The following is a 25138-nucleotide window of genomic DNA, read 5'->3' as shown; positions in this document are numbered from 1 at the left end:
GGTCGAGGCAGTTCAGACACCCGCGCGGGAAGGCGTCCCGCACGGGCCAGAGAGGCAGACATGGCAGCAACGCATTACGAGGCTCCTGTTTCCGGGGGCCAACCCATCCGCAATATGGCAACAGTCACCAATTGGGCGGGCGCCGCGGTGTCGCTGGCGCTGATCGCTGGGGTTGGGATCTGGGGATACAAGCTTTTGATCCGTGACGTCAGCGGTATTCCAGTGGTGCAGGCTGCCGAGGGACCGATGCGGATTGCCCCCGAAGATCCCGGCGGCACCTCAGCGGACCATCAGGGACTGGCGGTAAACGCTATTGCGGGTTTCGGCACTGCGGCTGCGCCGCCTGACCGGGTGACCCTCGCGCCCCGTGCACTTGATCTCGCGGACGAGGATATTGCGTCTGATGCAGTGCGCGCCGGGGAATCGCAGCGTCCGCGCACAGGCTCAGACAACACATTGTCGCTGGCTTCGGTGTCGTCCGATGATACGACCCCCAAGCCGGACACCAATGCCATCCCGCGGGTGACAACCAGGACCGAGCTGACACAGGAGTCGATTCAGGCTTTGGCTGACCAGATCGCCGCCGGAATCGACCCGCTGTCGGATGCCGGATTGGCTGACACGCCGCCTGTGACCACGGCGCTGAACGCTGTAGCGGACGAGGCGTTCGGCGAAGACGAGCCCGCCTCATTTGCTGAAAACGCGGACGAAGGCGAACTCGCTGTGCGGCTGCACACGCCCGGCGTTGCACGATCGCTGCGGCCACAGGTGCGCCCAACGGGGCTTCGCCAGACCGCCACGCTTGCGCCGCTTGCCCCCAGCGCAGTTGCAACCACCCCCGAGTTGGACCCCGCCACACTGCCCGCAGGGACACGGGTTGTGCAGCTTGGTGCTTACGACAGCCCCGAAACCGCGCGAATTGAATGGGATCGCCTCGACAAACGGTTCGGCGATTATATGGACGGCAAATCGCGGGTGATTGAACGCGCCTCTTCGGGTGGGCGCACATTCTATCGTCTGCGCGCCCACGGATTCGAGGACATCTCGGACGCGCGCCGGTTCTGTGCCGCCTTTGTTGCGGAAAAGGCCGACTGCATTCCCGTGGTCACCCGGTGACCCAGTATGGCGCTGCGATTCTCGGGTGCGCCGGGCTGAAACTCAGCGGTGACGAGCGTCGGTTTTTTGCCGAATCCAATCCCTTTGGCTTTATCCTGTTCGGCCGCAATATCGAGACGGCGGATCAGATCCGTGCGCTGACGGCCGATCTGCGCGATACGGTTGGCTGGAACGCGCCGATTTTTATCGACCAAGAGGGGGGGCGCGTCCAGCGCCTGCGCCCGCCGATGGCGCGCGACTGGTTGGCGCCACTGGACTATGTAGCGCAGTACGGCGGCGATGCCGGACGGGCAATGTACCTGCGCTATCGGATCATCGCAGCCGAGCTTTTGGCGCTGGGGATCGACGCGAATTGCGCCCCTATGCTGGACGTTGCCCGCCCCGAAACACATGCCTTTTTACGCAACCGTTGCTATGGCACCACGCTGGCGCAGGTTGTGGAAATGGGACGGGCCGTGGCACAGGGGCATCTGGATGGCGGTGTTTTGCCGGTGATCAAACATATCCCCGGTCATGGGCTTGCTCAGTTGGACAGCCATTTGGATCTGCCGCGTATCAGCGCGGATGCCGCGACGCTGAATGCCACAGATTTTGCCGCATTCCGGGCGTTCTCGGATCTGCCGATGGGGATGACGGCGCATCTGGTTTACGAGGTGTTTGATGGCCTGCCCGCGACCATCTCGGCCCGCATGATGACAATGATCCGCGAGGATTTGGGCTTTGGCGGGCTGATTATGACCGACGACATTTCGATGCAGGCGCTGTCGGGAACGGTGCCGGAGCGTGGCGCAGCGGCGCGCGCCGCGGGATGCGATGTCGTGTTGCATTGCAACGGCAATATGGACGAGATGGTTCCGCTGATGCGACGGATTGGCACCTTGTCGGACGTCGGAGAAATCCGGGTGGACGCCGCACTGGCCGCGCGTCAACCCGCCCCGGCGGTTGATATCGCTGCCCTGTCAGCCCAGCTTGAGACGATTGCACACGAACGCCCTAATGACTGAGCAAGAGCCCTTTGTTCAGGATCCGCAAAGCGTCGCCGACCGGCTGGCCGCCGAGGCGCTGATCGTTGATGTGGACGGTTATGAAGGGCCGCTCGATCTGCTGTTGTCGCTGTCGCGGACCCAAAAGGTCGATCTGCGCAAGATTTCGGTGCTGCAACTTGCGCGGCAATATCTGGCTTTTGTCGAACAGGCTACGGCGCTGCGGCTTGAACTGGCGGCTGACTATCTTGTGATGGCCGCCTGGCTCGCCTTTCTAAAGTCGCGCTTGCTGTTGCCGCCCGATCCAACCGAAGACGGCCCCACAGGCGAGGATCTGGCCGCGCATCTGGCGTTTCAGCTCGAACGGTTGCAGGCGATGCGCGACGTCGCCGCACGGCTGATGGCGCGCGACCGGCTGGGGCGTGACTTTTTTGCCCGCGGACACACCCAGCAGATCGAGCGGGTGCGCGCCGTGCGGTATACGGCGACTCTGCTTGACCTGATGCAGGGCTATGCCCGCATCCGCACCCGCGACGAATTTCGCCCGTTTGTGATGGACCGTGATCGGGTTTTCACCATGGAGCAGGCGCTGGAGCGGATGCGCGGCATGATTGGCTTTGCCGGCACCTGGACCGACATTTCCGCCTATCTGCCCGATGGTTGGCACGTTGATCCGGTCAAATGGCGTTCAGCCACCGCGGCGACCTTTGCGGCGTCGCTGGAACTGGTCAAAGAGGGCAAAGCCGAATTGCGCCAGTCCGAGTTGTTTGCCCCAATCCAGTTGCGCCGCCGCGAGGGTCGCGATGACTGATCGTCAACCGCAATCGTGCCCAAATCGCATACATTCTTGTCCACCGCTGGATTCTGCCCGCTGATGTCCGACGATACCGCCCCCATCACCACCGAGAGCCTGTTTCAGGCACCGGTCATGGCCGAACAGGAACGCATGGTCGAGGCGGTGCTATTTGCCGCCGCCGATCCCGTGACCGTCAAAGAGTTGAACGACCGCATGCCCCATGGCTGCGATGCCGCCGAGGCGCTGGTTCGTCTGCGCAAACGCTATGAGGGGCGCGGCGTGCATGTCGTTCGTGTCGGCGACGCCTGGGCCATGCGTACCGCGCCCGACCTTGCCTTTCTCATGCAGAAAGAGACGGTCGAGACCCGCAAGCTGAGCCGTGCCGCAATCGAAACTCTGGCAATTATCGCCTACCATCAGCCCATTACCCGCGCCGAGATCGAAGAGATTCGCGGCGTTTCCGTGTCGCGCGGTACGGTTGATCAATTGCTGGAAATGGAGTGGATTCGCTTTGGGCGTCGCAAGATGACACCCGGACGCCCCGTGACCTTTGTGGTGACCCAGGAATTCCTAAACCATTTCGGTCTGGAATCGGCGCGCGATCTGCCGGGGCTCAAGGAATTGCGTGCTGCCGGTCTGCTGGAAAACCGTCTGCCACTGGGTACGACACCCATTCCGGGCGAGGGCGATATCGACGCAGAAGAGGCCACCAACCAAGGCCAAAGCGAATTGTTCGAAGATTGAGCGGCGTCTGGCGACAAGGCAATTCAGGTGAACAATCCTGTCCGGTCTAGAGTTCCGGCCCGCGAAAATGCTTGCTCAGCTTCAGACCCTGACCCTGATAATTCGACGCGATTCCAGCCCCGTATAGCTGATCCGGCACTGCGGCCATCCGCTCGTATACGAGCCGACCAACGATCTGTCCGTGCTCCAGGACAAAGGGGGCTTCGTGACAGCGCACCTCAAGCACACCGCGCGATCCGGTGCCGCCCGCCCCGGAATGGCCGAATCCAGGGTCAAAGAAACCTGCGTAATGCACCCGGAATTCGCCAACCATTGCCAGATAAGGCGCCATTTCAGCCGCATATTGCGGAGGAATATGCACCGCCTCGCGACTGACAAGGATGTAGAATGCGCCGGGATCAAGGATGATCCGGCCATCACTGCTGTGGACCTGTTCCCAGAAGGCGTCGGGCGGGTAATGCCCGATAAGGTCCAAGTCAATCACCCCGGTATGCGGTTTGGCCCTATAGCCCACCAATCTGTCATTGGCCGGGCGCAGATCGACCGAAAAGCCGAGACCGTCACTGATGACCGGGGGCCCACCCGTCACCAGGGTATCACTGACATGCAGCACCTCAAGCTCGGCATCGCTGAGGACCGAACGCCCCTGACGAAACCGAATCTGGTTTAGACGCATGCCCGGACGCACCAGAACCGAAAACGACCGGGGGCAAATCTCGGCATAGAGCGGGCCGGTGTAGCCTGCCGGAATCCTGTCGAATTCGACCCCACCATCGGTGATCGTGCGTGTCAAAAGGTCGAGTCGCCCGGTTGAGCTTTTGGCATTGGCAATGGCGTGCACATCATATGGCAGGGCCAGATGCTCCATCAGCGGCACGACATAGACGCAGCCTTTTTCGAGGACCGCGCCCTGAGTCAGGTCTACGCGGTGCATCTCGAATTCATTTAGGCGGTCCGCAACCCGATTGCTCTGACCGGCAAGGAACGACGCCCGCACACGGTACGCCACAGTGCCCAGCCGCAAATCCAGGCTCGCGGGTTGAACCTGTGCGTCGTCGATCGCCGTGGTCGCGTGCAACGTACCGTTGGTGATCATGTCGCGAATCTGCTGGCTGGCCAGAACGCCTGTCATTTGCCTCTCCTTCGGGGCTCCGGTCCAGAGTGTCCCTGCTTTACAATTCAGCTCATCAAGGGGGAAGGGGAAAGCGGCGTTTCTCGCGGGCAAAGCCCGGAAAAGCTGCGCAAAAGAGGCGGTAGCTGGTCGGGCTAGCAGGACTCGAACCTGCGACCTTCCGTCCCCCAGACGGACGCGCTACCAGGCTGCGCTATAGCCCGACTGATGCGTGTCATAATGGTTTTACGCCGGTGAGCAACCCCGAAATGCATCCCCGTCGGGCATATCGGCAGGATCAGTTGCCACGCGGTGCGCAAAGCCGTGTCTGCAAGGCGCGCAACCGTTCGTATTGCGGTTCTAGCGCTTGCGCCTGTTCGGGATCGAGGGCTGTGATCCGTGCAAGAAGGCTCAGTACACCTTCGGTCGGCTCAATCGCGTCCAGGTCGGGCATATCGGGCAGCGGCTTTTGCAGAGCAGATTCGTCCACATGTTCGACCACCTCGGGCACATGCTCAGCCACCTCGGGCACTTGTTCGGGTTCTGACGGCGCGGTGATCGATTCTTTGGGTGGAGAGCCAAGCGGATTTTGCAGGAACGCGGGCAGGGGAAGGTCCGCTGCGGTGGCGTCTATGGTGTCGCTGTCCGCAGACGCCTCTGGCTCGAGGGCGTCTGGTGCGTCATCGGGCGCGACTGCGGACTCTCGCTCAGGCTCTGCCGAATGCGGCAGCTCGGCGGCTTCTATTGGTGCATCTTCCGCTTCATTCTCCAAGGTTTCAGTCTGGGACAACTCAGTTTCTGGCGGCTCTGGTTCGGTCAGTTCCTCGGCTGCAGGAGTCGCCACATTCGGACCCGAAGGCGAGGGTGGCGCCATTTCGGACATATCGTCTGATTCTTCCATTTCATCCGGTGTCAGTGGGTCTGCGGTTTCGGTCTCTTCATCTGGGGGGGCGTCTTGTGGCGGCATATTTTCCCACAATGTCGGTTCGGCAGGCAGACGCTCGGGCTCAGTCTCCGGGGTGTCGGCCATGGGGTCCGATGTCAGGGGGGGCAGTTCGGGCTGTGACACTGGCGGGGCGGCGGGTATCGGACCCGATTCGGTCTGATGCATGTTGAACGGCACGACCACATCGGCGGGTTCCGCCATCTCGGCAAACGGGGCCTCTTCGATATGATCCGGCGCGTCTTCTCCGTCGGGATACTCGGCCAGGGTTGCGACGTATCGCACACCCTGTTCACGCAAGATCTTTTGCACGCCTTTGATAGTCATCCCATCATCGTGCAGCAAGCGTTTGATACCGCTAAGTAAATCCATGTCCGCGGGACGGTAGTAACGGCGGCCGCCTGCGCGTTTCACCGGTTTGACCTGGGTGAACTTACTCTCCCAGAATCGCAGAACATGAGCAGGCGTATCCAGCCACTCCGCCACCTCACTGATGGTGCGGAAGGCATCCGGCGATTTGCTCATGTGACAGGCCTCAGCGTTTGTTACCGACGGCAACACGATCTTTCATCAGGTGCGACGGTCGAAAGGTCAGAACGCGGCGCGGCTGGATCGGCACCTCTTCTCCGGTCTTGGGATTGCGCCCCACGCGGGCCGCCTTTTCCCGCACCGAGAACGTGCCAAACGACGAAATCTTGACCTGTTCACCTTCGACCAAGGCGTCGGACATGTGGCTAAGCACGGTCTCGACAAGTTCTGCGCTTTCGTTGCGCGACAGGCCCACCTCTCGGAACACCGCTTCGCTTAAATCCATTCGCGTCAGGGTCTTTTCACCCATCGCCATCCCTCCTGCTTTTCGGCAGCATAGGCGCAGGCGATTTTCCGAGTCAATATCAATGGCTTGCAACGCGCAATTTCGCGCAAAAAGAGGCCATTACCAGCGCAGAACGACCGCGCCCCACGCCAGACCGCCACCAATCGCCTCGGTCACAAGCAGATCACCGCGTTTGATCTGGCCGCGTTCCTTGCCGACAGACAGCGCCAGAGGAATCGACGCGGCCGAGGTGTTGCCGTGATCCTGCACCGTCACCACCACCTTGTCCATCGGCAGGCCGAGCTTTTTGGCGGTGCCGGTGATGATGCGGATGTTGGCCTGATGTGGTACAACCCAGTCGACGTCCTGGCCGGTCATTCCGATCTTTTCGAGGGCGGTGGTTGCAGTTTCGGCCAGCTTTTCCACAGCGTGGCGAAAGACCTCTTTGCCTTCCATCCGCAGATGGCCGGTTGTTTGGGTCGAGACACCGCCATCGACATACAGGATGTCCTTGTGACGCCCGTCAGAGTGCAGGTCGGTTGACAGAACACCGCGATCGGTGTTGGTGCCTTTGCCTTTCGCCGCCTCAAGGATCAGCGCGCCGGCGCCGTCGCCGAACAACACGCAAGTGCTGCGGTCGGTCCAGTCCATGATCCGGCTAAAGGTCTCGGCGCCGATGATCATGACGCGATTGGCCTGTCCGGCCAAAATCATCGCGTTGGCGGTCGAGAGGGCATAGATGAACCCAGCGCAGACGGCCTGAACGTCAAAGGCAAAGCCGCGTGTCATGCCCAGTTCAGCCTGCACCATGGTTGCGGCCGAGGGAAAGGTCAGATCGGCAGTTGAGGTGGCCAGTATTATGGCATCCAGATCGTCAGGCTCAAGCCCGGCATCGGCCAGCGCGTTGCGTGCAGCGCGGGTGGCCATATCGGATGTGGTTTGCCCCTCAGCGGCAATATGGCGTCGCTCGATCCCCGAACGCGAGCGAATCCATTGATCGGACGTGTCCAGCGTCGCTTCGAATTCGCTATTCGGTACAATACGTTCGGGCAGGTAATGACCGACCCCGGCTACTACGGCGCGTCGCGTCATGAATGTGTTCCGTCCTTCGGTCCTAAGAGGGTTGCGTCGTTTTCAAGCGCCGCGGCAGATGCGACACGGGCGGCGATCTTGTCGCCAAAGCCGCTCTGAGCCAACTGAAACGCCAGTTTGACAGCTGCCGATACGCCGGTCGAATCTGCCGAGCCGTGCGATTTTACAACTGTGCCGTTCAGCCCCAGAAATACGCCGCCATTGACCCGACGCGGGTCAATCCGTTTTTGCAGTCGCTTCAGAGACGTCAGAGCCAGCAATGAGGCAAGGCGCGACAGCGGCGAATAGGCAAAGGCCTGACGCAGCAGGTCGCCGATCAGGCTCGCCGTGCCCTCGCCGGTCTTGAGCGCGACATTGCCGGTAAAGCCATCGGTGACGATGACATCAGCGCGTTTTCCGGGGATATCGCCGCCTTCGACAAAGCCGACAAAATCATAGCTTGCCGCCTGCGCCTGGGCGCTGATCAGGTCATGCGCTTCCTTGAGTTCGGCGCGCCCCTTGTGTTCTTCGGTGCCGACGTTGAGTAAGCCAACACGCGGACGAGCAACATCCAGACCGTTGCGGGCATAAGACGCGCCCATCAACGCATATTGCATGAGATCACGCGCATCGGCGCGAATGTCGGCGCCCACGTCCAGCATCACGTTGAACCCTTGCGGGGTGCGCGACGGCCAGAGCACGGCAATGGCCGGACGATTGACACCCGGCAGCTTGCGCAGACGGACCATCGACAATGCCATTAGCGCGCCGGTGTTGCCGCAGCTGACCGCCACGGTCGCTTCGCCATTGCGGACCGCCTCAAGCGTGGACCACATCGAGGTGTCCTTGCCGTTGCGCATTACGTGGCTGGGTTTGTCATCCATACTCACAACGCCAGTGGCGTCGCGAATCTCGCAACATCCCTCAAGCGCGCGCTGCTTTGACACCAACCGCCGCAATTCCTCGGCAGGACCGTGAAGGATAAACCGGATGTCAGGATTTACCTTGGCGGACAAGGCGATGCCGGCGACAACAGCCCCCGGACCCCGATCTCCACCCATCGCGTCGATGGACAGCACCACCGGCCGCTGGCCCACCTTGGTTTGATCCTGCAGAGAGGTCATACGGGGGCCAGAGCCTGTCGTTTATGCTGCGTCTTCGTCGAGGTCGATCTCGTCAACCGCTGCGATGACTTCGCGGGTCGCGTAGTGACCGCAGGACGGGCAGACGTGATGCGGACGCTTGAGTTCGCCGCAGTTGTCGCATTCGTTGGGGTTGCCCGCAACGAGTGCGTCATGTGCGCGACGATTGTTGCGGCGCGATTTGGATACTTTGTTCTGTTGGACGGCCATGTCTCAACCTCGATCTATAATTGAGAGGGCATGAGGCATGCCCGGTTGTCGGGAGTGTTGGGCCTCATAGTCGCAAGACCGTCTGAGACACAACCCGGAATCCTTGTGAAGGCCGGAAAATAGGGAGAAAATTTCAGGACGCAAGCGAATAGTTGCCCTAAACCCGAGTTCTTGGCTCACTCTGTCCCGTCCAGCTTGTCGCGCAGGCTTGCCAGCCCGGCAAAAGGTTTGAGATCGCCGTCGCGTAGCGGCACTGTGCCATCCTCGGCATAGACCGCTTCGCCCAGTTCCGCATCTGTTGCACGCGGGTAAAGCGGCAGTGCCAGGGCCAGGGCCTCGGCCATCGCGTCGTGGGCCGAAATCGTCTCGGCCAGGGCTTCAGTGGTGTCGTCTTCGGGCATCTCGACCTCGGTCCCCGGTTCCTGTGGTTCCAGATCGGCTGCTGGGACATAGTGGCGGGTAACAGCATCGTCGATTCGGGTTGTCACAGGTCTGAGCGTAACGACACAGGGCTGTACCACCGTCGCGCCCAGCATCGCCGTCAGGCGCCAGCCGCGCTTGCCCAGCGGTATGATCTCACCGGTAAAGCGCAGTTTGCGCAGACCGAGCAAATCCAGATGACCGGCCAGTGCCGCACGTGTGTCGGCGTCGGGTTGCAAATCAAACCGGGTTGGGTGCCGTGTCGCCAGGTCGGCCACGCGGAACACCCCGGCGGCATTGGGGCTATTGGGGGCGGTGTTGGCCATGGAACACGATCTCCTTTACTTGAACGCTGGGCATTCCTTATGTAAGCGGGATAGAAGGCAGACACGACCATGGCAAGAGGGGCGGCATGACCGGCATTGCAAAGACGCTGAGGATCGCGGTTTTCGCGGTTGTCCTTGGCACGCTCGCGGCGTGTACAGAACAGATCCGCAGTCATGGCTATACGCCGAACGAAGAAGACCTGCAGCAGATTGTCGTGGGCGTGGATACCCGGGCCTCCGTCGAGGATCTGGTGGGCGTGCCCACCACATCCGGTGTCCTCAATGACAGCGGGTTCTATTACATCCAGAGCGACGTGCGCCATTTTGCCTATCGCCGTCCAGAGGTGATCAGCCGCGAAGTGTTGGCGATCTCGTTCGATACGGCGGGTGTGGTAACCAATATCGAACGTTACGGGCTTCAGGACGGTGCTGTCGTACCGCTGACCCGGCGGATCACGCGGACCGACACTGGCGACATCAGCTTTATCCGCAAGCTCTTTGGCAACATCGGTCGGATTTCCGCGGCGGATCTGCTGAACTGATCTTGGCTGTCACAGCTCTGTTGCGCTAGCCTGACATCAGCACAGCAGCGGATGCAGGCAAGGGTGGCGGACGTGGTACTGACTGATCTCAGACGAGGGCGCTATTTGGCGCGACTGGCTGCGACGCCCAACGACGTCGAGGCGGCGCAGGCGCTGCGCCATCTGGCGTTTCATGGCCAGCCCGGGCTTGATTGCGACAGCTTCGACGACGCCTGCCTGCATGTTCTGATCGAAGAGCGTACCAGTGGCCGACTGGTTTGCTGCTTTCGATTTTTGCCGCTGGCCGACGGGTCCGAGATCGGACGCAGCTATGCGGCGCAATATTACGAACTGTCTGCCCTCGAAATCTATGTCGGCCCGATGGTCGAGCTGGGGCGGTTCTGCGTCCATCCCGATGTGCGGGATCCCGATGTTCTGCGCGTCGCGTGGGGGGCGATGACGGCCTATGTCGATGCCACCGGGGTCGAGCTTCTGTTTGGCTGCGCGTCTTTTGCCGGGACCGAGGCGGCAGAATATCTTGATGCCTTTGCCATGCTCAAGGCGCGGCATCTTGCGCCGAAACGCTGGCTGCCCCGGGTCAAGGCGCCGGATGTGTTCCGGTTTGCTGCGCGGTTGCGACGCAAACCCGACGTGCGCAAGGCGATGTCGCGAATGCCACCGCTGCTGCGGACCTATCTGATGATGGGAGGCTGGGTAAGCGATCACGCCGTGGTAGACCGGTCGATGAACACGCTACATGTCTTTACTGGGGTCGAGATTGCAGCGATTCCCGCAGCCCGCAAGCGGCTTTTGCGCGCTGTGGCCGGGTAGCCGTCGTTGTTGTAACGGCGCACATGACAGGCGGGATATCAGCCATTCGTCGAGCCGAGAGACATAACATCAGCATTCTGACACACCCGAGCCAAACACTAGTTCCGCGAGCCTTCTCGACGCAGCGCGGATCTTGGTGCTGGTTAATCCTCACCTGCAACGCGGAAATTGCGCCCCGGATCTGGAACGACAGACACCTGGAGCATTGCCCGCCGAAGCGGCTATTAACGCCGTCTTGGCCAGGCTGACGGTGGCGACGATAACACCTGCAGAATCCTCGTCCTTCTCAGGGCGTTGCACTGCCTGCTCGTGACTGTATTCGGCGGCGTCGTTAGGCAGCAAAGCCAGCCCTCAGGTTTCTAGCCTCTTCGGAGAAGGTGTGTGCAGACCGAACTACGTCGGTCCGCCAATCAGATTCCGCGCCAGATCCAGCCGCCGCCCAAAATCCGGCTGCCTTCGGTCTGATAGAACACGCAGGCCTGACCGGGTGACACGCCGTCTTCGGGCGTCAGCAATTCGACTTCGGCCGTGGTTGCCGACAGGGGCCGCAGGATTGCTTCGCGCGGGGGCCGGGTCGAGCGGACCTTGACCGACACCATCCATTCCGACCGGCTGTCCAGTGGCTCGTCTCCGAGCCAGTTAATCTCGCGCACCGGCACCGTTCTGGTCGACAGCATGTCCTTTGGTCCAACGATGACCTGTTTTTTATCCACATCAAGCCGCACCACATAAAGCGGATCCACCAGCCCGCCGATGCCCAGCCCCCGGCGCTGGCCCACTGTATAGCGCAACACGCCGTTGTGAGTACCGAGCACGTTGCCCGCCACATCGACAATTTCGCCCGGCTCGGCAGAGCCTGGCCGCAGCTTTTCGATCACAGCGGCGTAGTTGCCGTCAGGGACAAAGCAGATGTCCTGACTGTCGGGTTTGTCGGCGACGCTCAGACCGTATTTCGCCGCAAGCGCACGAGTTTCGGCTTTGGATGGCAGGTGACCCAACGGAAATCGCAGGTAGTCAAGCTGTTCGGCAGTTGTCGAGAACAAGAAGTAGCTTTGGTCACGGGCGGCATCAGCCGCGCTGTGCAACTCAGCCCCGTGGGCGCCCATCTTGCGCTGGATGTAGTGGCCGGTCGCCATACAGTCCGCCTCGAGATCGCGTGCGGTTTCCAGCAAGTCCTTGAACTTGACCCTTTCATTGCAGCGGATGCAGGGCACGGGCGTGGCGCCCCCAAGGTAGCTGTCGGCGAATTCATCAATCACCGCGTCTCGAAAAACGTTTTCGTAATCAAGCACGTAGTGCGGAAATCCCATTGTCTCGGCGACGCGGCGCGCGTCGTGAATATCTAGCCCGGCGCAACAGGCGCCTTTTTTGGCCAGCGCTGCGCCGTGATCGTACAACTGCAACGTCACGCCGATGACATCGTATCCCTCTTCGGCCAGCATGGCCGCCACAACGGAACTGTCCACGCCGCCGGACATCGCGACGACCACACGGGTCTGCGACGGCGGTTTGGGCAGGCCAAGCGAATTGAGCTTGTGCGCGTCTAGGGGCATCGGTCTCTCCTGATAATCGAAGGGAATATAGGAAAATCCGAAGTATTCTCAAGGGGCCGTTTCACACGTCGTTAAGTGCGTTCCCGCCAAATGGGTTCACAGACGAACGAGGGACCGAAATGTATCTGAAGAAAATAGATGGACCGCGCGCCGTGACGCTTCCGGACGGGAGGATCATGACGCGGGCGGACCTACCCTCCGAGGACACAAAACGCTGGGTTGCGTCGCGCAAGGCATCGGTCGTCAAAGGGGTTCTTTACGGGCTTTTGACCCGTGAACAAGCCGAAGAACGCTATCGGCTGACGGAGGAGGAATTAAATGAATGGATCCGCGCAGTCGCGTCGCATGGGGAAGAGGCACTTAAAACCACAGCAATCCAGAAATATAGACAACCGTAAGTTGCAATTCATTTCTCCATGCGTATGGTAATGAGTAGTTAACTTATTTTGTTCAGTTTCCTCATCGTACTCGTGGTGAGATATGGAGACAGCCTATGCGTGTTTTACTTGTTGAAGACGATCCGACTACGTCGAAAAGTATCGAGTTGATGCTGACCCATGCAAACCTGAACGTGTATGCGACTGATCTTGGGGAAGAAGGGATCGATCTGGCCAAGCTTTATGACTACGATTTGATTCTTCTTGATCTCAATTTGCCGGACATGAATGGGCACGAAGTATTGCGGCAGTTGCGGCTTGCCCGAATCGAGACGCCGATCCTGATTCTGTCAGGGGCGGATGATACCGAGAGCAAAATCAAAGGGTTCGGATTCGGTGCGGATGACTATCTGACCAAACCCTTTCACAGGGATGAACTGATCGCGCGGATTCATGCAATCATCCGCCGGTCAAAAGGCCATTCGCAGTCGGTTATCAAAACTGGCAAGATCGCTGTCAATTTGGACGCAAAGACTGTGGATGTTGGCGGCAAATCGGTGCATCTGACCGGCAAGGAATATCAGATGCTCGAGCTGCTGAGCCTACGCAAGGGGACCACCCTGACCAAGGAAATGTTCCTGAATCACCTGTATGGCGGTATGGATGAACCAGAGCTTAAGATTATCGACGTTTTCATCTGCAAGTTGCGCAAGAAGCTGAGCGAAGCCACTTGCGAAGACAGCTATATCGAGACGGTCTGGGGGCGTGGCTATGTCCTGCGGGATCCGGAACCCAACAAAGATCTGGTTCCGCCACTCGCCATTGGTGCTTGATAATTGACCTGACAGGCCTGAGACAATCAATTCTGGCGTTGCTAAGGTTGCAGGCTGGACCCGCCTTCTTCCCGCGCATATCAGTTGACCCATGAATATTGTTGTCGAAGGGTCAGCACGGTGGAGAAAAGGGCAGTTGAGGCGTTGACCGAGACGCAGGCGAGGGAAGAACTCGCGGATCTGGCCTTTCGCCTGAACCGGGCAAATTCCGACTATCACGCCGATGATAGACCGGTCCTGTCGGATGCGGACTACGATGCGCTGAAGCGGCGCAACGCCGAGATCGAAGCCCAGTTCCCCGAACTTAAGCGTAGCGATAGCCCTTCGGACCGGATTGGGGCAGCTCCGTCCGAAGGCTTTGGAAAGGTCACGCACACCACGCGTATGATGTCTCTGGGCAATGCCTTTGACCGCGGCGAAGTCATTGAGTTCGATACGAGGATTCGCCGATACCTCGGGCTCTCGGAAGAGGGGGCATTACACTATACGGCTGAACCCAAGATTGACGGACTGTCGCTGAGTCTGCGGTATGAATCAGGACGGCTGGTGCAGGCGGCGACCCGTGGCGATGGCACCGTGGGCGAGAACGTGACCGCAAATGCGTTGACCATAGACGATATTCCGGCGGATCTGACAGATGCGCCCGAGGTGCTGGAAGTGCGGGGTGAGGTCTATATGAGCCATGCGGATTTTGCGTCGCTCAACGCCCGCCAAACTGAACGCGGCGGCAAGACCTTTGCGAACCCCCGCAACGCGGCAGCGGGCAGCTTGAGACAACTGGATGCCCGGATCACACAGAATCGGCCGTTGCGGTTCTTTGCATATGCGTGGGGTACGCTATCTGAACCATTGGCCTATACCCAGATGAGCGCGATTGCCCGGTTGGCGGAGCTGGGATTCTGTGTCAATCCGCTCACCCGCGTGTGTGATGGACCTGACGAAATGCTGGCGCACTACAGCGCGATTGAAGGTCAGCGCGCGACGCTCGGCTATGACATTGATGGTGTGGTCTACAAGGTCAACGATCTGGCGTTGCAGGAGCGGCTTGGATTTCGTTCAACCACCCCACGTTGGGCGATTGCGCACAAGTTTCCGGCCGAGCTGGCGTGGACAAGGCTCGAGGCGATCGACATCAAGGTGGGGCGTACTGGCGCGCTCAGCCCGGTCGCGCGCCTGAGCCCTGTGACGGTGGGCGGCGTAGTGGTCAGCAACGCGACGCTGCACAACGAAGACTATATCGCCGGTCGGGATTCGTTTGGTGCGCAGATTCGCGATGGCAAGGACATCCGCATCGGCGACTGGGTGCAGGTTTACCGTGCCGGCGATGTGATTCCCAAGATAGCTGATCTGGACCTGTCCCGGCGACCCGATAGCGCCAAGTCTTTTGAGTTTCCGACGACCTGCCCGGAATGCCAATCCGACGCGGTGCGCGAGGAAGGTGACGCAGTGCGGCGCTGTTCCGGCGGGCTGATTTGCCCGGCGCAAGCGGTCGAAAAGTTAAAGCATTTTGTCGCGCGCAATGCCTTTGACATCGAAGGGCTGGGCGCCAAGCAGATCGAACAATTCTATCGCGACGGTTGGATTAAAGAACCCGCGGATATCTTTGACCTTAAAAAGAAATATGGCTCGGGCCTGCAGCAGTTGAAGAACCGCGAGGGTTGGGGTGACAAATCTGCCGCGAATCTTTTTGCCGCGATTGACGAAAAGCGGAAAATCTCGCTGGGTCGGGTGATCTTCGCCCTCGGTTTGCGCCACGTGGGCGAGGCGGGATCGAATCTTTTGGCCCGGCATTACGGTACATGGGACACTTTCGAAGCTGCGATGCGTGATGCCGCCAGTCAGGAGGGGGCGGCTTGGGACGACCTGCTGGCGATCGACGGCGTGGGGAACGTCATGGCGCAATCACTCGTGGCGAGCTTTCGACAAGAGGCTGAGCGTGCCTCGATCGAGCGGCTGGTTGCGCATTTGAACATTCAGGCGGCTGAGCAACGCAACACCGACGGCAGCCCGGTTGCGGGTAAAACGGTGGTGTTCACCGGTACACTCGAACGCATGACACGCGCCGAGGCCAAGGCGCGCGCCGAAACCCTGGGGGCGAAAGTCGCAGGCTCGGTCTCGGCTCGGACGGATATTCTGGTGGCGGGGCCGGGCGCGGGCTCCAAAGAGAAAAAGGCTCGTGAACTGGGGATCGAGATCCTTGATGAAGACAGTTGGCTGACGCTGATCGGGCAGGGATGACCGGCCGTCCGGAAATCCTGTTTCCACTGTTTGGTGCGATCACGGCGCTGGACGGCGTGGGACCGAAAACGGCACAGCTGTTAGCGCAATTGAACATTGTGGCGCCGCGCGACTTGCTCTTTACTTTGCCCCATTCCGGCATTGACCGGGCGTTGCGCCAGACGATCCGGGGCGCGGACCTGCCGGGGGTGTTGACGGTCGAAGTTACGATTGGCGAGCATCATGCCCCACGCAGTCGGGGCGGCGCTTATCGAATCACTGTCACCGACTCTGAAACCACGTTCCAGATTGTCCATTTCCATGCGCGGGGCGACTTTCTGAGCAAACTTCTGCCGACAGATCAGCGCCGCATCGTTTCGGGCCGGGTTGAGGTCTTTGATGGTATGGCGCAGATGGTGCACCCCGATCATGTTGTTCGTCCGGACGAGGCTGCGACCTTGCCCGCGTTCGAACCGGTCTATCCATTGACGGCGGGTTTGTCGCAGCGGGCGATGGCGCGAATGGTGGCGGATGCGCTGACCCGTGTGCCGGTTCTGGCTGAATGGATCGATCCGGCGCAAAAGGCGCGTGAGGATTGGCCAGACTGGCATGCGGCGCTGGAAACGGTTCATGCGCCCGGTGCTGCGGCTGATTTGTCCGCGACGGCCCCTGCGCGTATGAGGCTCGCCTATGACGAATTCATGGCGCATCAGCTGACGCTTGCACTGGCGCGGGCGCGGCGTCGCAAAGGCCGGGGAATGACGTCTGTCGGCGATGGGCAGAAGCGATCTAAGGTCCTGAAATCCTTGCCCTACCGGCCCACCGGTGCGCAGAAGCGCGCAATCGACGAGATCGCAGCAGACATGGCCGCGCCAGAGCGTATGAACCGGCTTTTGCAAGGTGACGTTGGATCGGGCAAGACGCTTGTCGCCTTTATAGCGCTTCTGGTCGCAGTCGAGGCAGGCGGGCAGGGCGTGATGATGGCCCCGACTGAAATCCTCGCGCGGCAGCATCTGGAAGGGCTGCAACCCCTGGCAGAATCAGCCGGGGTGATACTGGAACTATTGACTGGCCGTGACAAGGGACGCGAGCGCGAAGAAAAGCTCGCGGCGCTTGGGCGGGGCGATATTCATATCCTCGTCGGCACTCATGCTGTGTTCCAAAAAGACGTGGCGTTTTGCAATCTACGGCTGGCAGTGGTGGACGAACAACACCGGTTCGGCGTGCGCCAGCGGCTGGAACTGGGCCGCAAGGGCGAGGGCGCGGATGTTTTGGTGATGACAGCGACGCCGATTCCACGTTCGCTGGCGTTGACGCAATACGGCGATATGGACGTTTCGATCCTTGACGAAAAGCCGCCCGGTCGCAAACCGATCCAGACTGCCTTGGTGTCAGTCGAACGGATGGAGGAGGTGGTGGCCCATCTTCGCCGCGCCATCGGCAACGGGCAACAGGCGTATTGGGTCTGCCCGCTGGTCGAGGAAAGCGAAGTGTCGGGGCTGACCGCGGCAGAACAGAGGTTTAAACATCTGCGTGCCTTGCTCGGGGACGGGGCGGTTGGATTGGTGCATGGCCAGTTGCCCGCCGCTGAAAAGGATGCCGCCATGGCGCGGTTTGTGTCTGGCGATACGGCGGTGCTGGTCGCCACAACGGTGATCGAGGTGGGCGTCAATGTGCCGAACGCGACGATTATGGTGATTGAACAGGCCGAAAGTTTTGGCTTAGCACAGTTGCATCAGCTGCGCGGGCGCGTCGGTCGTGGCGAGGCGGCATCCACTTGCCTGATGCTGTATCAGCCACCGTTGGGAGAGGCCGGACTTAAACGCCTGACAACGCTGCGCGAAACCGAAGATGGCTTTCGCATCTCCGAGGTCGATCTTGAAATGCGGGGCGCTGGCGATTTAATTGGGACGGCACAATCGGGGCTACCACAGTTTCGCATCGCGGACATGGAACATCAGGCCGGATTGATGGCTGTCGCGCAGAGCGATGCACGGCGGTTGCTGGCGGACGATCCTGATCTGACCGGACTGCGGGGGCAGGCGGCACGTGTTCTTCTTTGGTTGATGCGGCAGGACGAGGCAATTCGCCTGATTTCAGTGGGTTAGCCATCTCTGATACCGTTTCGTTCCGATTTGTTCTCAAATGTTCTTAAAAAGTTCTTTACAGGTGGCTGGCAATATGGGAACAAAGTGGCAACACATTTAACCAGAACCGGAGTGACCGCCATGCTGAGCCAGATCCGTAATGCCATTCACCGCTCGGAAAAAACGTTGTTTGCGGACGCAATCGGGGCGGTATCGCTAGTTGCTCTGCTCTTATTTGCGCTGCATCTGCCTGCTTTTGCGTAATTTTCTGTTTTCTGCCTGCGTGCTTGCGCCGGGAGCTCGTGCATCCTGTCCCAATTTGATGCGCTGCGACTGAAACTGCCTGTTCCGTCTCGTTCCGGGGTGTCTTCCCCCGAATTCAGAGTGACCCGGAGTCCCCACAAGCAACGCTACTTGCCGCCGCCTTCCTGATGGAAGCGCGGCGGTTTTTTGCAAGATCTGGTAGATCAAACACCAGCATCCTCACTGTCGGGTGGCCATAGTTCTGGCTGGGATGGCACAGTCATTCGACGCCATTAACTGGAGCCGACACTGTCTAACGCAGTCTATTTGAAAGGACCGCTGACCGAGGACGCGGCAGAGCCGGTCGGACGAGGCATCATTTCCACACTAATCGAGGTTTTTTTAACGTCAGGTATCCCGAATCTTCGGGCCACGCCGTATCTATTCAGCGCCCGCCCGCAATATCAGAACCTATCCAAAACTATGCACAATCAGCCGATTGTGCCTTTTCCGCAGCTTCGGCTGCGGCGTCCAATGCCAGCATGATCGACGCATGGCGGTTCTTGTAGGCTGCTGCGGGGCGCAACACCTCAAGTCCGTCAAAGGGTGCAACCGGGGTGGGGCCGTCGGATTTCAGCATCGCCTGTAGCGCGTCGCGGGCTTGCGTGATCTGCTCGGGCGTACACCCTACGATTACCGAACCAACCACCGATGCCGCCGCCTGACCCAGCGCGCAGGCTTTGACCTCTTGTCCGAACGCCGCAACGCGACCGTCCTGCATAGCCAGATCCACAGTCACGGTCGAGCCGCAGAGTGGTGAGCGTTTCTTGATACTCGCATCCGGTGCGTCCAACCGGGTGGTGTTCGGGATATCCGCCGCAAGCGCGAGGATGCGGGTCGAGTAGAGCTTGATCAGGTCATTGTTGCCGGACATGGCTTTTCCTTTAGCGACGTGTTCCCTAAATAGGCATCAATTGCGGATTGCAAAAGGGTTTTTGCCAATGGGCTTTGATGTTGCGACTTTGGTCTATGATGAACGCGGGCTGATCCCTGCAATCGCCCAAGATGCCCAGACTGGCGAGGTGCTGATGATGGCTTGGATGAACGCTGAATCGGTCGCACGCACGCTTGACACAGGGCGGGTGACCTACTGGTCGCGGTCGCGGCAAGCGTTTTGGGTCAAGGGTGAAAGTTCGGGCCATGTGCAGGCACTTTTGGACCTGCGCTTGGACTGTGATCGCGATTGTCTACTGGTGCAAGTCAAGCAGACCGGCCCGGCCTGCCACACTAACCGGCGCAGTTGTTTCTATACGTCCGTGCGGGACGGTGAAGAAGTTGAACTGATGACACCTATGATCGGTTAGAGACCGACCATAGCGCGAATGTCGTCGGGGCCCTTGCCCTCAGCACGAAAGGTGGCGATTGCACGGGCATCATCGCGTTTGGCCAGCCTTTTGCCATTGCTGTCACGGATTAGGCGGTGGTGATGGTATACAGGTGAAGGAATTCGCATAAGTATCTGCAATAAAATATGAATCTTCGTCGCCTCAAATAGGTCCTTGCCCCGGATCACCTCGGTGACACCTTGCGCGGCGTCATCCAGTACCACAGAAAGATGGTACGACCCGGGAAAGTCGCGCCGCGACAAAACGACATCCCCGACAGTCTGGATCATCTCTTGCGCCGCGACAGTGATCTTGTCGGAATGCCCCATGGTGCATTGGCCGGTTTCAACGAAAGTGATCTCTGGTATTGCTTCCATAGCCCGCGCCATATTCAGGCGCAGCGCGATATTGTCAGGGCGCGGTCCTTGGATCGGCCCGTTCTCGGGGCGGCAGGTGCCGGGATAGACCAGCCCGTCTGGGCCGATCAGCGGTTCTGCGCCCTCTTGCGGCGCGCTTGCTGCGGCAGTGATGTCGCGGCGAGTGCAGGCGCAGGGATAGAGCAGGCCACGCGACCAGAGTTGATCCAGAGCCGCCTGATACGCTGTCAGTCTATCGAATTGCCGCAGAGGCGGCGCGTCCCACCGAACGCCAAGCCAGCTCAGATCGTCAATGATTTTCTGCTCCCATTCTGGCTTGCAGCGGGTCTGATCAATATCCTCGATCCGCAATAGGAACTGGCCCCCGGCAGCACGAGACATGTCGTGCGCCAGCAACGCCGAATACGCGTGACCCAGATGCAGCGGGCCGGTTGGAGACGGTGCGAATCTAGTGGTAAATGTCACCATATTTCAATGCGGTATCTGTCGGCCTTCAGTCATCCTCGCACTCGGTCGACGCGACGTCCAGCCGCTGCGCGCCCAGCCAGTCGCTCCATGCAGCCTTGGCCCGGTCTGTATACCCCTTGTAGCGATCCTTGCGACCCCGGCGCCCTCCCTTGACGCCCTCTAGTGGGCGGAACAGGCCAAAGTTTACGTTCATCGGTTGAAATGTCTTGGCCTCGGCCCCGCCTGTGATGTGGTGCACCAGCGCACCATGGGCGCTGTCCTGCGGAAGTTGCGGGATCGTACGTCCCAGAATTTCAGCAGCGGCGAGCCGCCCGGCCAAAAGCCCCATCGCGGCGGATTCAACGTATCCTTCAACGCCGGTGATCTGTCCGGCGAAACGTATATTCGGGCGTGTTTTCAGCCGCATCTGCGCATCAAGCAAGGTCGGTGAGTTGAGGAAAGTGTTGCGATGAATTCCACCAAGGCGGGCAAAGCGGGCATTCTCAAGTCCTGGAATCATCCGCAGTACGTCGGTCTGCGCGCCGTATTTCATTTTTGTCTGGAATCCGACGATATTAAAGAGCGTCCCCAGCGCATTGTCCCGGCGCAGCTGAACCACCGCATATGCCTTGACCTCGGGCTGATGCGGATTGGTCAGGCCAACCGGCTTCATCGGACCAAACCGCAAGGTTTCGCGGCCGCGTTCGGCCATGACCTCAATCGGTAGGCAGCCATCGAAATAGCCTGCGGTTTCACCCTCATGAAATTCAGCCTTCTCTGCCGCCAGAAGGGCGTCGATGAACGCCTCGTAAGTGACTTTGTCCATTGGACAATTCAGATAGGCTTTTTGCTCTGCCTCGGTCTCGCCCTTGTCATAGCGCGACTGCATCCATGCCTTGGACATGTCGATGCTGTCGGCATGCAGGATCGGGGCGATGGCATCAAAAAACGCCAGCGCCTCGGCCCCGGTTTCAGCTTGTAGCGCCGCACCCAAGGCAGAAGAGGTCAGTGGACCGGTGGCAATGATCCATTGGCCATCTTCGGGAAGAGAAGATATTTCTTCGTATGAAATCTGTATGTTAGGGTGCGACTTTAGCGCATCAGTGACGCTTTGGGCGAATGGATCACGGTCGACGGCCAATGCGCCGCCCGCGGGCAGGCGGTGCTTGTGTGCTGTGGTGATGATCAGGCCGTCGGCCTCGCGCATTTCCCAATGCAACAGGCCCACAGCGTTCTGTTCGGAATCATCTGAACGGAATGAGTTGGAACAAACCATCTCGCCTAGGTTTTCCGTTTTATGCGCAAAGGTTTGCACCTTTGGCCTCATCTCGTGAATAACCACGGGAATACCCAGATTTGCGGCCTGCCAAGCGGCCTCGGAACCGGCCATGCCGCCGCCGACGATGTGAAGTGTCTGTGTCATGCGCAGCATTTAGGGCTTTTCCACACGCTTGTCACGGGGTCTGACGCGTGGGTATTCTGACGATCAGGGCTGAGACCATTCGGGATCGCGTTTTTCAAGAAAGGCGGCGATCCCTTCCTCTGTATCGCGGTTTAGCATGTTCTGCACCATCACGTCGCCGGTGAAGGCATAAGCTTGGCCCAGCGGCATCTGGAGCTGTTCGTAAAACGCGCGTTTGCCGACTGTCACGGCTGAGCCCAGCTTGGATGCGATGGTTGTGGCCAGTTCGATTGTGGCGGTGGGCAGGTCAGCCTCGGGCACGACGCAGTTCACCAGTCCAATGGATTGCGCGCGCTCAGCATCGATAAAACTGCCTGTGGTCAGCATCTCGAACACCTGCTTGCGCGGTATGTTCCGGCTGAGCGCAACCATCGGAGTCGAGCAGAACAAACCGATGTTTACCCCGTTGACGCCAAAACGGGTGCCTTCAGCCGCGACTGCCAAATCGCATGTGGCAACCAGCTGACAGCCCGCTGCAGTTGCGATGCCGTGAACCTGGGCGATGACCGGCTGGGGCAGGGATTGCAGGCCCATCATGACGCGTGTGCAACGGGCGAACAGATCCTTGAAATACGCCGCGCCGCCGTCTGGCGACTGACGTCCGTCGGACATCTCTCGCAAATCATGGCCGGCGCAAAATGCCTTGCCCGCGCCGGACAAAATTACGGAGCGTATGCTTTTGTCATTCCGCAGCGCGTCGATCTGGGTCTGAAGCGCGTTGAGCATCCCTTCTGACAGCGCATTCAGGCGCTCTGGCGACGACAAGGTCAGATGTGCAATCGGCCCGCTGTCATGGCGTTCGAGATATGGCATCTTGTCCTCCGTGATCTGCGGCGTCAGCTTAGCGGTGGATGAGCGGGGAGGAAAGTATGAGCTTGGTAGTGAATGCCGAAGAGATGGGGGCGTTTCTGGATGAAGTGTTTCCACAGGTAACGGGCATGTTTGGGATTGACGTGTTGGACGAAGATCGTCTGGTGATGCGGATGTTCGTGCGTGACGAACACCTGCGTCCGGGCGGAACGGTGTCGGGGCCGTCCATGTTCGGCCTGGCGGATGTGTCGGCCTATGTCGCCACGATGGCCCGTATCGGCAAACAGGCGCTGGCCGTGACCACCAATTGTTCGATTGATTTCATGCGCAAGCCTGAGTCAGGGCGCGATCTTTTGGCGCATACACGCGTGCTCAAACTGGGTCGGGCGTTGTCGGTTTGTGACGTGCTGATCTTTTCCGAGGGAATCGAGGCCCCGGTTGCAAGGGCGTCGCTTACGTATTCGCTACCGCCCCAGCGGCCTTAGCCTGAAGGCCAGGATTTAAAAAAGGGCGCAGGTAGACCTGCGCCCAGGGAAGAGGTCTGGAAAGGCCAGGGATCAGCCGATCCAGAACATACGGCGGGCCTCGTCTTGCGCGGCCTGCCGATTCAATCCGATGTCATCCAGCAGGTGCTGCTCAAGATGGCTCAGCGCGCGGCGACTGCGGCGCAGCATTGACCATTTCGTGACCACGACAGCCAGATAAAGCGCGAAGGCGGGCACCGGAGCGAGACGGGTCTGGCTGCCAAGAAAGTCGATATGCGCGGCGTGGGCTGTCTGTGTCATCGAGGATCTCCTGAAAATTGTATTGACACAATGTAGCGATATTGCTACGATATATTGATACAATGTCAGATATGGCGCGTCGAGGGAAAGATTGTAATGGATACAATTTTGCAGCGGTTCGGTGATGAAGGGGAGGGCCCTAAATACCGTGCCGTGGCGGGGGCGATCCGGGGGGCGATCGCTGCGGAGGAGATGGCACCGGGCGACAAGGTGCCGCCCGTGCGGGAGTTGGCGTGGACGCTGGGTATCACGCCGGGCACCGTGGCGCGGGCCTACACTATCCTGACCGAAGAAGGTGCTTTGAATGCCGAGGTCGGGCGCGGCACCTTTGTGGCGGATCCTGCGGCGCGGATAGAACCGCTAGAACCGCCCCGCCAGATCCGCTGGCAGCAATGCTCTGTTCCCGAAGTGACCGACCAGGTGTCGCTGTTTTCACCGAAATTGCCCGATATGGGGCAGGTGCAGATGATCCGAGAGGCGTTGACGTGCCTGTCCGAGCGGCCTGCCGCTGATCTGCTGAACTATCCATCGCGCGCCGGGTTCCTGCCTGCGCGTCAGGCAGTGGTTCGATGGCTTGAGGGTACGCCGCTTGGGCCACTCGACCCCGAAGATATGGTGCTGAGTCATGGCGGTCAGAACGGCATTTCACTGGTGATGCAGGCGGTTTTGCGCGGTCCGCGTCCGGTGGTGTTGCTGGAAGAGCTGACATATGTCGGTTTCCGCCGCGCGGCGGAACTGCTGCGCGCCGAGGTGGTATCGGTGCCGATGGACGAGTTTGGCATTGTGCCTGAGGCGCTTGAATCTTTGGTACGTCAGCACGACGCTCAGATCCTTTGCACCTCACCCGAGATGCACAATCCGACCGGTCTGTTTACACCGCTACACCGGCGACAAGAGATTGCCGAGGTGGCGCAGCGCACTGGGTTGCAGATCCTTGAGGATGATTGTTATCGGGTCGGACGGTCCCACGAGCTGAGCTACAGGGCGCTGCTGCCCGAGCAAAGTTGGTACGTTTCGTCAATTTCCAAGACCATCACCCCGGCGCTGCGGATCGGGTTTGCTGTTGCGCCTCAAGGGCGCAGGGCTGATCTGCGACGTGTTGCCGAGCATGGGTTCTTTGGTCTGGCCAAGCCGCTTGCGGATCTGACCGAGGGTCTGTTGGGGCATGAGAGTATACAAGAGGTGATGACGCGGGTGCGTGATGAGCTGGAGCGGTACATTCAGACGGCGGTCAATGTACTTGGGGCCTATGACCTTGTCTGGCGGCCGGACATGCCGTTTCTCTGGCTGCGGTTGCCGACTGGGTGGCGGGCGGGATCATTTTGCCAGGCGGCCGAGGCGCAGGGGGTTCAGATTCGCTCATCTGACGAGTTTGTTTTGCGCGACGGATTTGCCCCCCATGCGGTGCGGATCGCAGTGAACGCGCAGGTGACGCTGGAGAGTTTCCTGGCGGCGCTGGAGCGGTTGCGTGGTTTGCTGGACAATCCGCCGGAACGGATTTCCGTATGAAGCTGACCGACTTTGATCCGGCGGC

The 25138-nt window shown here is 59.9% G+C and carries 27 protein-coding genes and 1 tRNA gene; 14 read left to right on the top strand and 14 right to left on the bottom strand.

The features are described 5' to 3' along the window. Positions 1–60: 60 nt before the first annotated feature. From IMCC21224_RS11020 to scpB, 4 genes are all read left to right on the top strand, one after another. The gene (locus IMCC21224_RS11020; protein ID WP_047995399.1) at positions 61–1116 is read left to right on the top strand and encodes an SPOR domain-containing protein; all 1056 of its coding nucleotides are present in this window, start codon (positions 61–63) and stop codon (positions 1114–1116) included. Beyond that, a complete protein-coding gene (locus IMCC21224_RS11015; protein ID WP_047995398.1) occupies positions 1113–2120 on the top strand; it encodes a glycoside hydrolase family 3 N-terminal domain-containing protein in 1008 nt (335 codons plus the stop codon). Before IMCC21224_RS11020 ends, IMCC21224_RS11015 begins: the two co-directional genes overlap by 4 nt. Then, positions 2113–2910 carry a ScpA family protein gene (locus IMCC21224_RS11010; protein WP_047995397.1) on the top strand — a complete coding sequence of 266 codons (798 nt, stop codon included), beginning with the start codon at positions 2113–2115 and terminating at the stop codon, positions 2908–2910. Before IMCC21224_RS11015 ends, IMCC21224_RS11010 begins: the two co-directional genes overlap by 8 nt. Before the next feature lie 63 nt (positions 2911–2973). Beyond that, the gene (gene scpB / locus IMCC21224_RS11005; protein ID WP_047997043.1) at positions 2974–3639 is read left to right on the top strand and encodes an SMC-Scp complex subunit ScpB; all 666 of its coding nucleotides are present in this window, start codon (positions 2974–2976) and stop codon (positions 3637–3639) included. Positions 3640–3685: 46 nt separating this feature from the next. Here the strand turns inward: scpB and IMCC21224_RS11000 are convergent, their stop codons facing one another. From IMCC21224_RS11000 to IMCC21224_RS10965, 8 genes are all read right to left on the bottom strand, one after another. Further along, positions 3686–4771, bottom strand: a complete 1086-nt coding sequence (locus tag IMCC21224_RS11000) for a 2'-deoxycytidine 5'-triphosphate deaminase (protein WP_047995396.1) — start codon at positions 4769–4771, stop codon at positions 3686–3688. 126 nt (positions 4772–4897) lie between these two features. After that, positions 4898–4974: transfer RNA gene (locus IMCC21224_RS10995), tRNA-Pro, on the bottom strand. 74 nt (positions 4975–5048) lie between these two features. Then, positions 5049–6218 carry a MerR family transcriptional regulator gene (locus tag IMCC21224_RS28500; RefSeq protein ID WP_082135180.1) on the bottom strand — a complete coding sequence of 390 codons (1170 nt, stop codon included), beginning with the start codon at positions 6216–6218 and terminating at the stop codon, positions 5049–5051. A gap of 10 nt (positions 6219–6228) precedes the next feature. Next, positions 6229–6531, bottom strand: coding sequence for an integration host factor subunit alpha (ihfA, locus tag IMCC21224_RS10985; protein WP_047997041.1), 303 nt, complete (start codon positions 6529–6531; stop codon positions 6229–6231). A gap of 96 nt (positions 6532–6627) precedes the next feature. After that, the gene (locus IMCC21224_RS10980; protein WP_047995395.1) at positions 6628–7599 is read right to left on the bottom strand and encodes a beta-ketoacyl-ACP synthase III; all 972 of its coding nucleotides are present in this window, start codon (positions 7597–7599) and stop codon (positions 6628–6630) included. Continuing rightward, the gene (gene plsX / locus IMCC21224_RS10975) at positions 7596–8702 is read right to left on the bottom strand and encodes a phosphate acyltransferase PlsX (RefSeq protein WP_047995394.1); all 1107 of its coding nucleotides are present in this window, start codon (positions 8700–8702) and stop codon (positions 7596–7598) included. Before plsX ends, IMCC21224_RS10980 begins: the two co-directional genes overlap by 4 nt. A gap of 21 nt (positions 8703–8723) precedes the next feature. After that, a complete protein-coding gene (rpmF, locus tag IMCC21224_RS10970) occupies positions 8724–8930 on the bottom strand; it encodes a 50S ribosomal protein L32 (RefSeq protein ID WP_047995393.1) in 207 nt (68 codons plus the stop codon). 176 nt (positions 8931–9106) lie between these two features. Beyond that, a complete protein-coding gene (locus IMCC21224_RS10965; RefSeq protein WP_047995392.1) occupies positions 9107–9676 on the bottom strand; it encodes a DUF177 domain-containing protein in 570 nt (189 codons plus the stop codon). A gap of 86 nt (positions 9677–9762) precedes the next feature. Here IMCC21224_RS10965 and IMCC21224_RS10960 point away from each other — a divergent pair, with 86 nt between their 5' ends. Both IMCC21224_RS10960 and IMCC21224_RS10955 read left to right on the top strand, forming a co-directional pair. Further along, the gene (locus IMCC21224_RS10960; RefSeq protein WP_047995391.1) at positions 9763–10218 is read left to right on the top strand and encodes an outer membrane protein assembly factor BamE; all 456 of its coding nucleotides are present in this window, start codon (positions 9763–9765) and stop codon (positions 10216–10218) included. Between the two features lie 51 nt (positions 10219–10269). Next, positions 10270–11028 carry a GNAT family N-acetyltransferase gene (locus IMCC21224_RS10955; RefSeq protein ID WP_047995390.1) on the top strand — a complete coding sequence of 253 codons (759 nt, stop codon included), beginning with the start codon at positions 10270–10272 and terminating at the stop codon, positions 11026–11028. Positions 11029–11438: 410 nt separating this feature from the next. Here the strand turns inward: IMCC21224_RS10955 and mnmA are convergent, their stop codons facing one another. Beyond that, on the bottom strand, positions 11439–12581 hold the full coding sequence (gene mnmA / locus IMCC21224_RS10950; RefSeq protein WP_047995389.1) for a tRNA 2-thiouridine(34) synthase MnmA: 1143 nt from the start codon (positions 12579–12581) through the stop codon (positions 11439–11441). A 119-nt stretch (positions 12582–12700) separates the two neighbouring features. Between mnmA and IMCC21224_RS10945 the strand changes: the two genes are divergently transcribed. The 5 genes from IMCC21224_RS10945 (at position 12701) to IMCC21224_RS28840 (ending at position 18359) form a co-directional block, all read left to right on the top strand. Beyond that, positions 12701–12979, top strand: coding sequence for a DUF1153 domain-containing protein (locus IMCC21224_RS10945; RefSeq protein ID WP_047995388.1), 279 nt, complete (start codon positions 12701–12703; stop codon positions 12977–12979). A 95-nt stretch (positions 12980–13074) separates the two neighbouring features. Continuing rightward, a complete protein-coding gene (gene ctrA, locus IMCC21224_RS10940) occupies positions 13075–13791 on the top strand; it encodes a response regulator transcription factor CtrA (RefSeq protein ID WP_047995387.1) in 717 nt (238 codons plus the stop codon). 120 nt (positions 13792–13911) lie between these two features. Continuing rightward, complete coding sequence (ligA, locus tag IMCC21224_RS10935; RefSeq protein WP_047995386.1) at positions 13912–16029, top strand: NAD-dependent DNA ligase LigA; 2118 nt, start codon at positions 13912–13914, stop codon at positions 16027–16029. Beyond that, entirely contained in the window at positions 16026–18116 is a 2091-nt protein-coding gene (gene recG, locus IMCC21224_RS10930) for an ATP-dependent DNA helicase RecG (protein WP_047995385.1), read from the top strand. Before ligA ends, recG begins: the two co-directional genes overlap by 4 nt. A gap of 120 nt (positions 18117–18236) precedes the next feature. Further along, on the top strand, positions 18237–18359 hold the full coding sequence (locus tag IMCC21224_RS28840; protein WP_255347991.1) for a hypothetical protein: 123 nt from the start codon (positions 18237–18239) through the stop codon (positions 18357–18359). A 460-nt stretch (positions 18360–18819) separates the two neighbouring features. Here the strand turns inward: IMCC21224_RS28840 and IMCC21224_RS10925 are convergent, their stop codons facing one another. Beyond that, on the bottom strand, positions 18820–19272 hold the full coding sequence (locus IMCC21224_RS10925; RefSeq protein WP_047995384.1) for an iron-sulfur cluster assembly scaffold protein: 453 nt from the start codon (positions 19270–19272) through the stop codon (positions 18820–18822). A gap of 67 nt (positions 19273–19339) precedes the next feature. On the opposite strand from IMCC21224_RS10925, the gene hisI reads away from it, so the two are divergent. Then, positions 19340–19702 (top strand): phosphoribosyl-AMP cyclohydrolase, encoded by a 363-nt coding sequence (gene hisI / locus IMCC21224_RS10920; RefSeq protein WP_047995383.1) that lies wholly within the window; start codon positions 19340–19342, stop codon positions 19700–19702. Here hisI and gluQRS read toward each other — a convergent pair. From gluQRS to IMCC21224_RS10905, 3 genes are all read right to left on the bottom strand, one after another. Beyond that, positions 19699–20568 (bottom strand): tRNA glutamyl-Q(34) synthetase GluQRS, encoded by an 870-nt coding sequence (gene gluQRS, locus IMCC21224_RS10915; RefSeq protein ID WP_047995382.1) that lies wholly within the window; start codon positions 20566–20568, stop codon positions 19699–19701. The genes hisI and gluQRS overlap by 4 nt on opposite strands. Before the next feature lie 25 nt (positions 20569–20593). Beyond that, positions 20594–21970, bottom strand: coding sequence for a methylenetetrahydrofolate--tRNA-(uracil(54)-C(5))-methyltransferase (FADH(2)-oxidizing) TrmFO (gene trmFO / locus IMCC21224_RS10910; RefSeq protein ID WP_047997040.1), 1377 nt, complete (start codon positions 21968–21970; stop codon positions 20594–20596). 63 nt (positions 21971–22033) lie between these two features. Beyond that, positions 22034–22822: an enoyl-CoA hydratase gene (locus tag IMCC21224_RS10905; RefSeq protein WP_047995381.1), complete on the bottom strand. Its 789-nt coding sequence runs from the start codon at positions 22820–22822 to the stop codon at positions 22034–22036. Positions 22823–22878: 56 nt separating this feature from the next. Here IMCC21224_RS10905 and IMCC21224_RS10900 point away from each other — a divergent pair, with 56 nt between their 5' ends. Continuing rightward, on the top strand, positions 22879–23304 hold the full coding sequence (locus IMCC21224_RS10900; protein WP_047995380.1) for a PaaI family thioesterase: 426 nt from the start codon (positions 22879–22881) through the stop codon (positions 23302–23304). A 72-nt stretch (positions 23305–23376) separates the two neighbouring features. Here the strand turns inward: IMCC21224_RS10900 and IMCC21224_RS10895 are convergent, their stop codons facing one another. Further along, on the bottom strand, positions 23377–23604 hold the full coding sequence (locus tag IMCC21224_RS10895; RefSeq protein WP_047995379.1) for a DUF1127 domain-containing protein: 228 nt from the start codon (positions 23602–23604) through the stop codon (positions 23377–23379). A 96-nt stretch (positions 23605–23700) separates the two neighbouring features. On the opposite strand from IMCC21224_RS10895, the gene IMCC21224_RS10890 reads away from it, so the two are divergent. Beyond that, positions 23701–25113, top strand: a complete 1413-nt coding sequence (locus IMCC21224_RS10890; RefSeq protein WP_047995378.1) for a PLP-dependent aminotransferase family protein — start codon at positions 23701–23703, stop codon at positions 25111–25113. Positions 25114–25138: the final 25 nt, after the last annotated feature.

It is taken from the genome of Puniceibacterium sp. IMCC21224, from assembly GCF_001038505.1.
In the GTDB taxonomy this organism is placed as follows: Bacteria; Pseudomonadota; Alphaproteobacteria; order Rhodobacterales; family Rhodobacteraceae; genus Puniceibacterium.
This window is presented reverse-complemented; position numbering and strand designations above follow the sequence as displayed.

What these genes read in the sequence shown, in the direction of transcription:
- mnmA (WP_047995389.1), bottom strand. Translation starts at nt 12,581, where the DNA reads ATGCCCCTAGACGCGCACAAGCTCAATTCGCTTGGCCTGCCCAAACCG.
- IMCC21224_RS10925 (WP_047995384.1), bottom strand. Translation starts at nt 19,272, where the DNA reads ATGTCCGGCAACAATGACCTGATCAAGCTCTACTCGACCCGCATCCTC.
- IMCC21224_RS10890 (WP_047995378.1), top strand. Translation starts at nt 23,701, where the DNA reads ATGGATACAATTTTGCAGCGGTTCGGTGATGAAGGGGAGGGCCCTAAA.
- IMCC21224_RS10900 (WP_047995380.1), top strand. Translation starts at nt 22,879, where the DNA reads ATGAGCTTGGTAGTGAATGCCGAAGAGATGGGGGCGTTTCTGGATGAA.
- rpmF (WP_047995393.1), bottom strand. Translation starts at nt 8,930, where the DNA reads ATGGCCGTCCAACAGAACAAAGTATCCAAATCGCGCCGCAACAATCGT.
- IMCC21224_RS10945 (WP_047995388.1), top strand. Translation starts at nt 12,701, where the DNA reads ATGTATCTGAAGAAAATAGATGGACCGCGCGCCGTGACGCTTCCGGAC.
- hisI (WP_047995383.1), top strand. Translation starts at nt 19,340, where the DNA reads ATGGGCTTTGATGTTGCGACTTTGGTCTATGATGAACGCGGGCTGATC.
- scpB (WP_047997043.1), top strand. Translation starts at nt 2,974, where the DNA reads ATGTCCGACGATACCGCCCCCATCACCACCGAGAGCCTGTTTCAGGCA.
- plsX (WP_047995394.1), bottom strand. Translation starts at nt 8,702, where the DNA reads ATGACCTCTCTGCAGGATCAAACCAAGGTGGGCCAGCGGCCGGTGGTG.
- gluQRS (WP_047995382.1), bottom strand. Translation starts at nt 20,568, where the DNA reads ATGGTGACATTTACCACTAGATTCGCACCGTCTCCAACCGGCCCGCTG.
- IMCC21224_RS10960 (WP_047995391.1), top strand. Translation starts at nt 9,763, where the DNA reads ATGACCGGCATTGCAAAGACGCTGAGGATCGCGGTTTTCGCGGTTGTC.
- trmFO (WP_047997040.1), bottom strand. Translation starts at nt 21,970, where the DNA reads ATGACACAGACACTTCACATCGTCGGCGGCGGCATGGCCGGTTCCGAG.
- IMCC21224_RS28840 (WP_255347991.1), top strand. Translation starts at nt 18,237, where the DNA reads ATGCTGAGCCAGATCCGTAATGCCATTCACCGCTCGGAAAAAACGTTG.
- IMCC21224_RS10980 (WP_047995395.1), bottom strand. Translation starts at nt 7,599, where the DNA reads ATGACGCGACGCGCCGTAGTAGCCGGGGTCGGTCATTACCTGCCCGAA.
- IMCC21224_RS11020 (WP_047995399.1), top strand. Translation starts at nt 61, where the DNA reads ATGGCAGCAACGCATTACGAGGCTCCTGTTTCCGGGGGCCAACCCATC.
- ctrA (WP_047995387.1), top strand. Translation starts at nt 13,075, where the DNA reads ATGCGTGTTTTACTTGTTGAAGACGATCCGACTACGTCGAAAAGTATC.
- recG (WP_047995385.1), top strand. Translation starts at nt 16,026, where the DNA reads ATGACCGGCCGTCCGGAAATCCTGTTTCCACTGTTTGGTGCGATCACG.
- IMCC21224_RS11010 (WP_047995397.1), top strand. Translation starts at nt 2,113, where the DNA reads ATGACTGAGCAAGAGCCCTTTGTTCAGGATCCGCAAAGCGTCGCCGAC.
- IMCC21224_RS10895 (WP_047995379.1), bottom strand. Translation starts at nt 23,604, where the DNA reads ATGACACAGACAGCCCACGCCGCGCATATCGACTTTCTTGGCAGCCAG.
- IMCC21224_RS10955 (WP_047995390.1), top strand. Translation starts at nt 10,270, where the DNA reads ATGCAGGCAAGGGTGGCGGACGTGGTACTGACTGATCTCAGACGAGGG.
- IMCC21224_RS10965 (WP_047995392.1), bottom strand. Translation starts at nt 9,676, where the DNA reads ATGGCCAACACCGCCCCCAATAGCCCCAATGCCGCCGGGGTGTTCCGC.
- ihfA (WP_047997041.1), bottom strand. Translation starts at nt 6,531, where the DNA reads ATGGGTGAAAAGACCCTGACGCGAATGGATTTAAGCGAAGCGGTGTTC.
- IMCC21224_RS10905 (WP_047995381.1), bottom strand. Translation starts at nt 22,822, where the DNA reads ATGCCATATCTCGAACGCCATGACAGCGGGCCGATTGCACATCTGACC.
- IMCC21224_RS28500 (WP_082135180.1), bottom strand. Translation starts at nt 6,218, where the DNA reads ATGAGCAAATCGCCGGATGCCTTCCGCACCATCAGTGAGGTGGCGGAG.
- IMCC21224_RS11000 (WP_047995396.1), bottom strand. Translation starts at nt 4,771, where the DNA reads ATGACAGGCGTTCTGGCCAGCCAGCAGATTCGCGACATGATCACCAAC.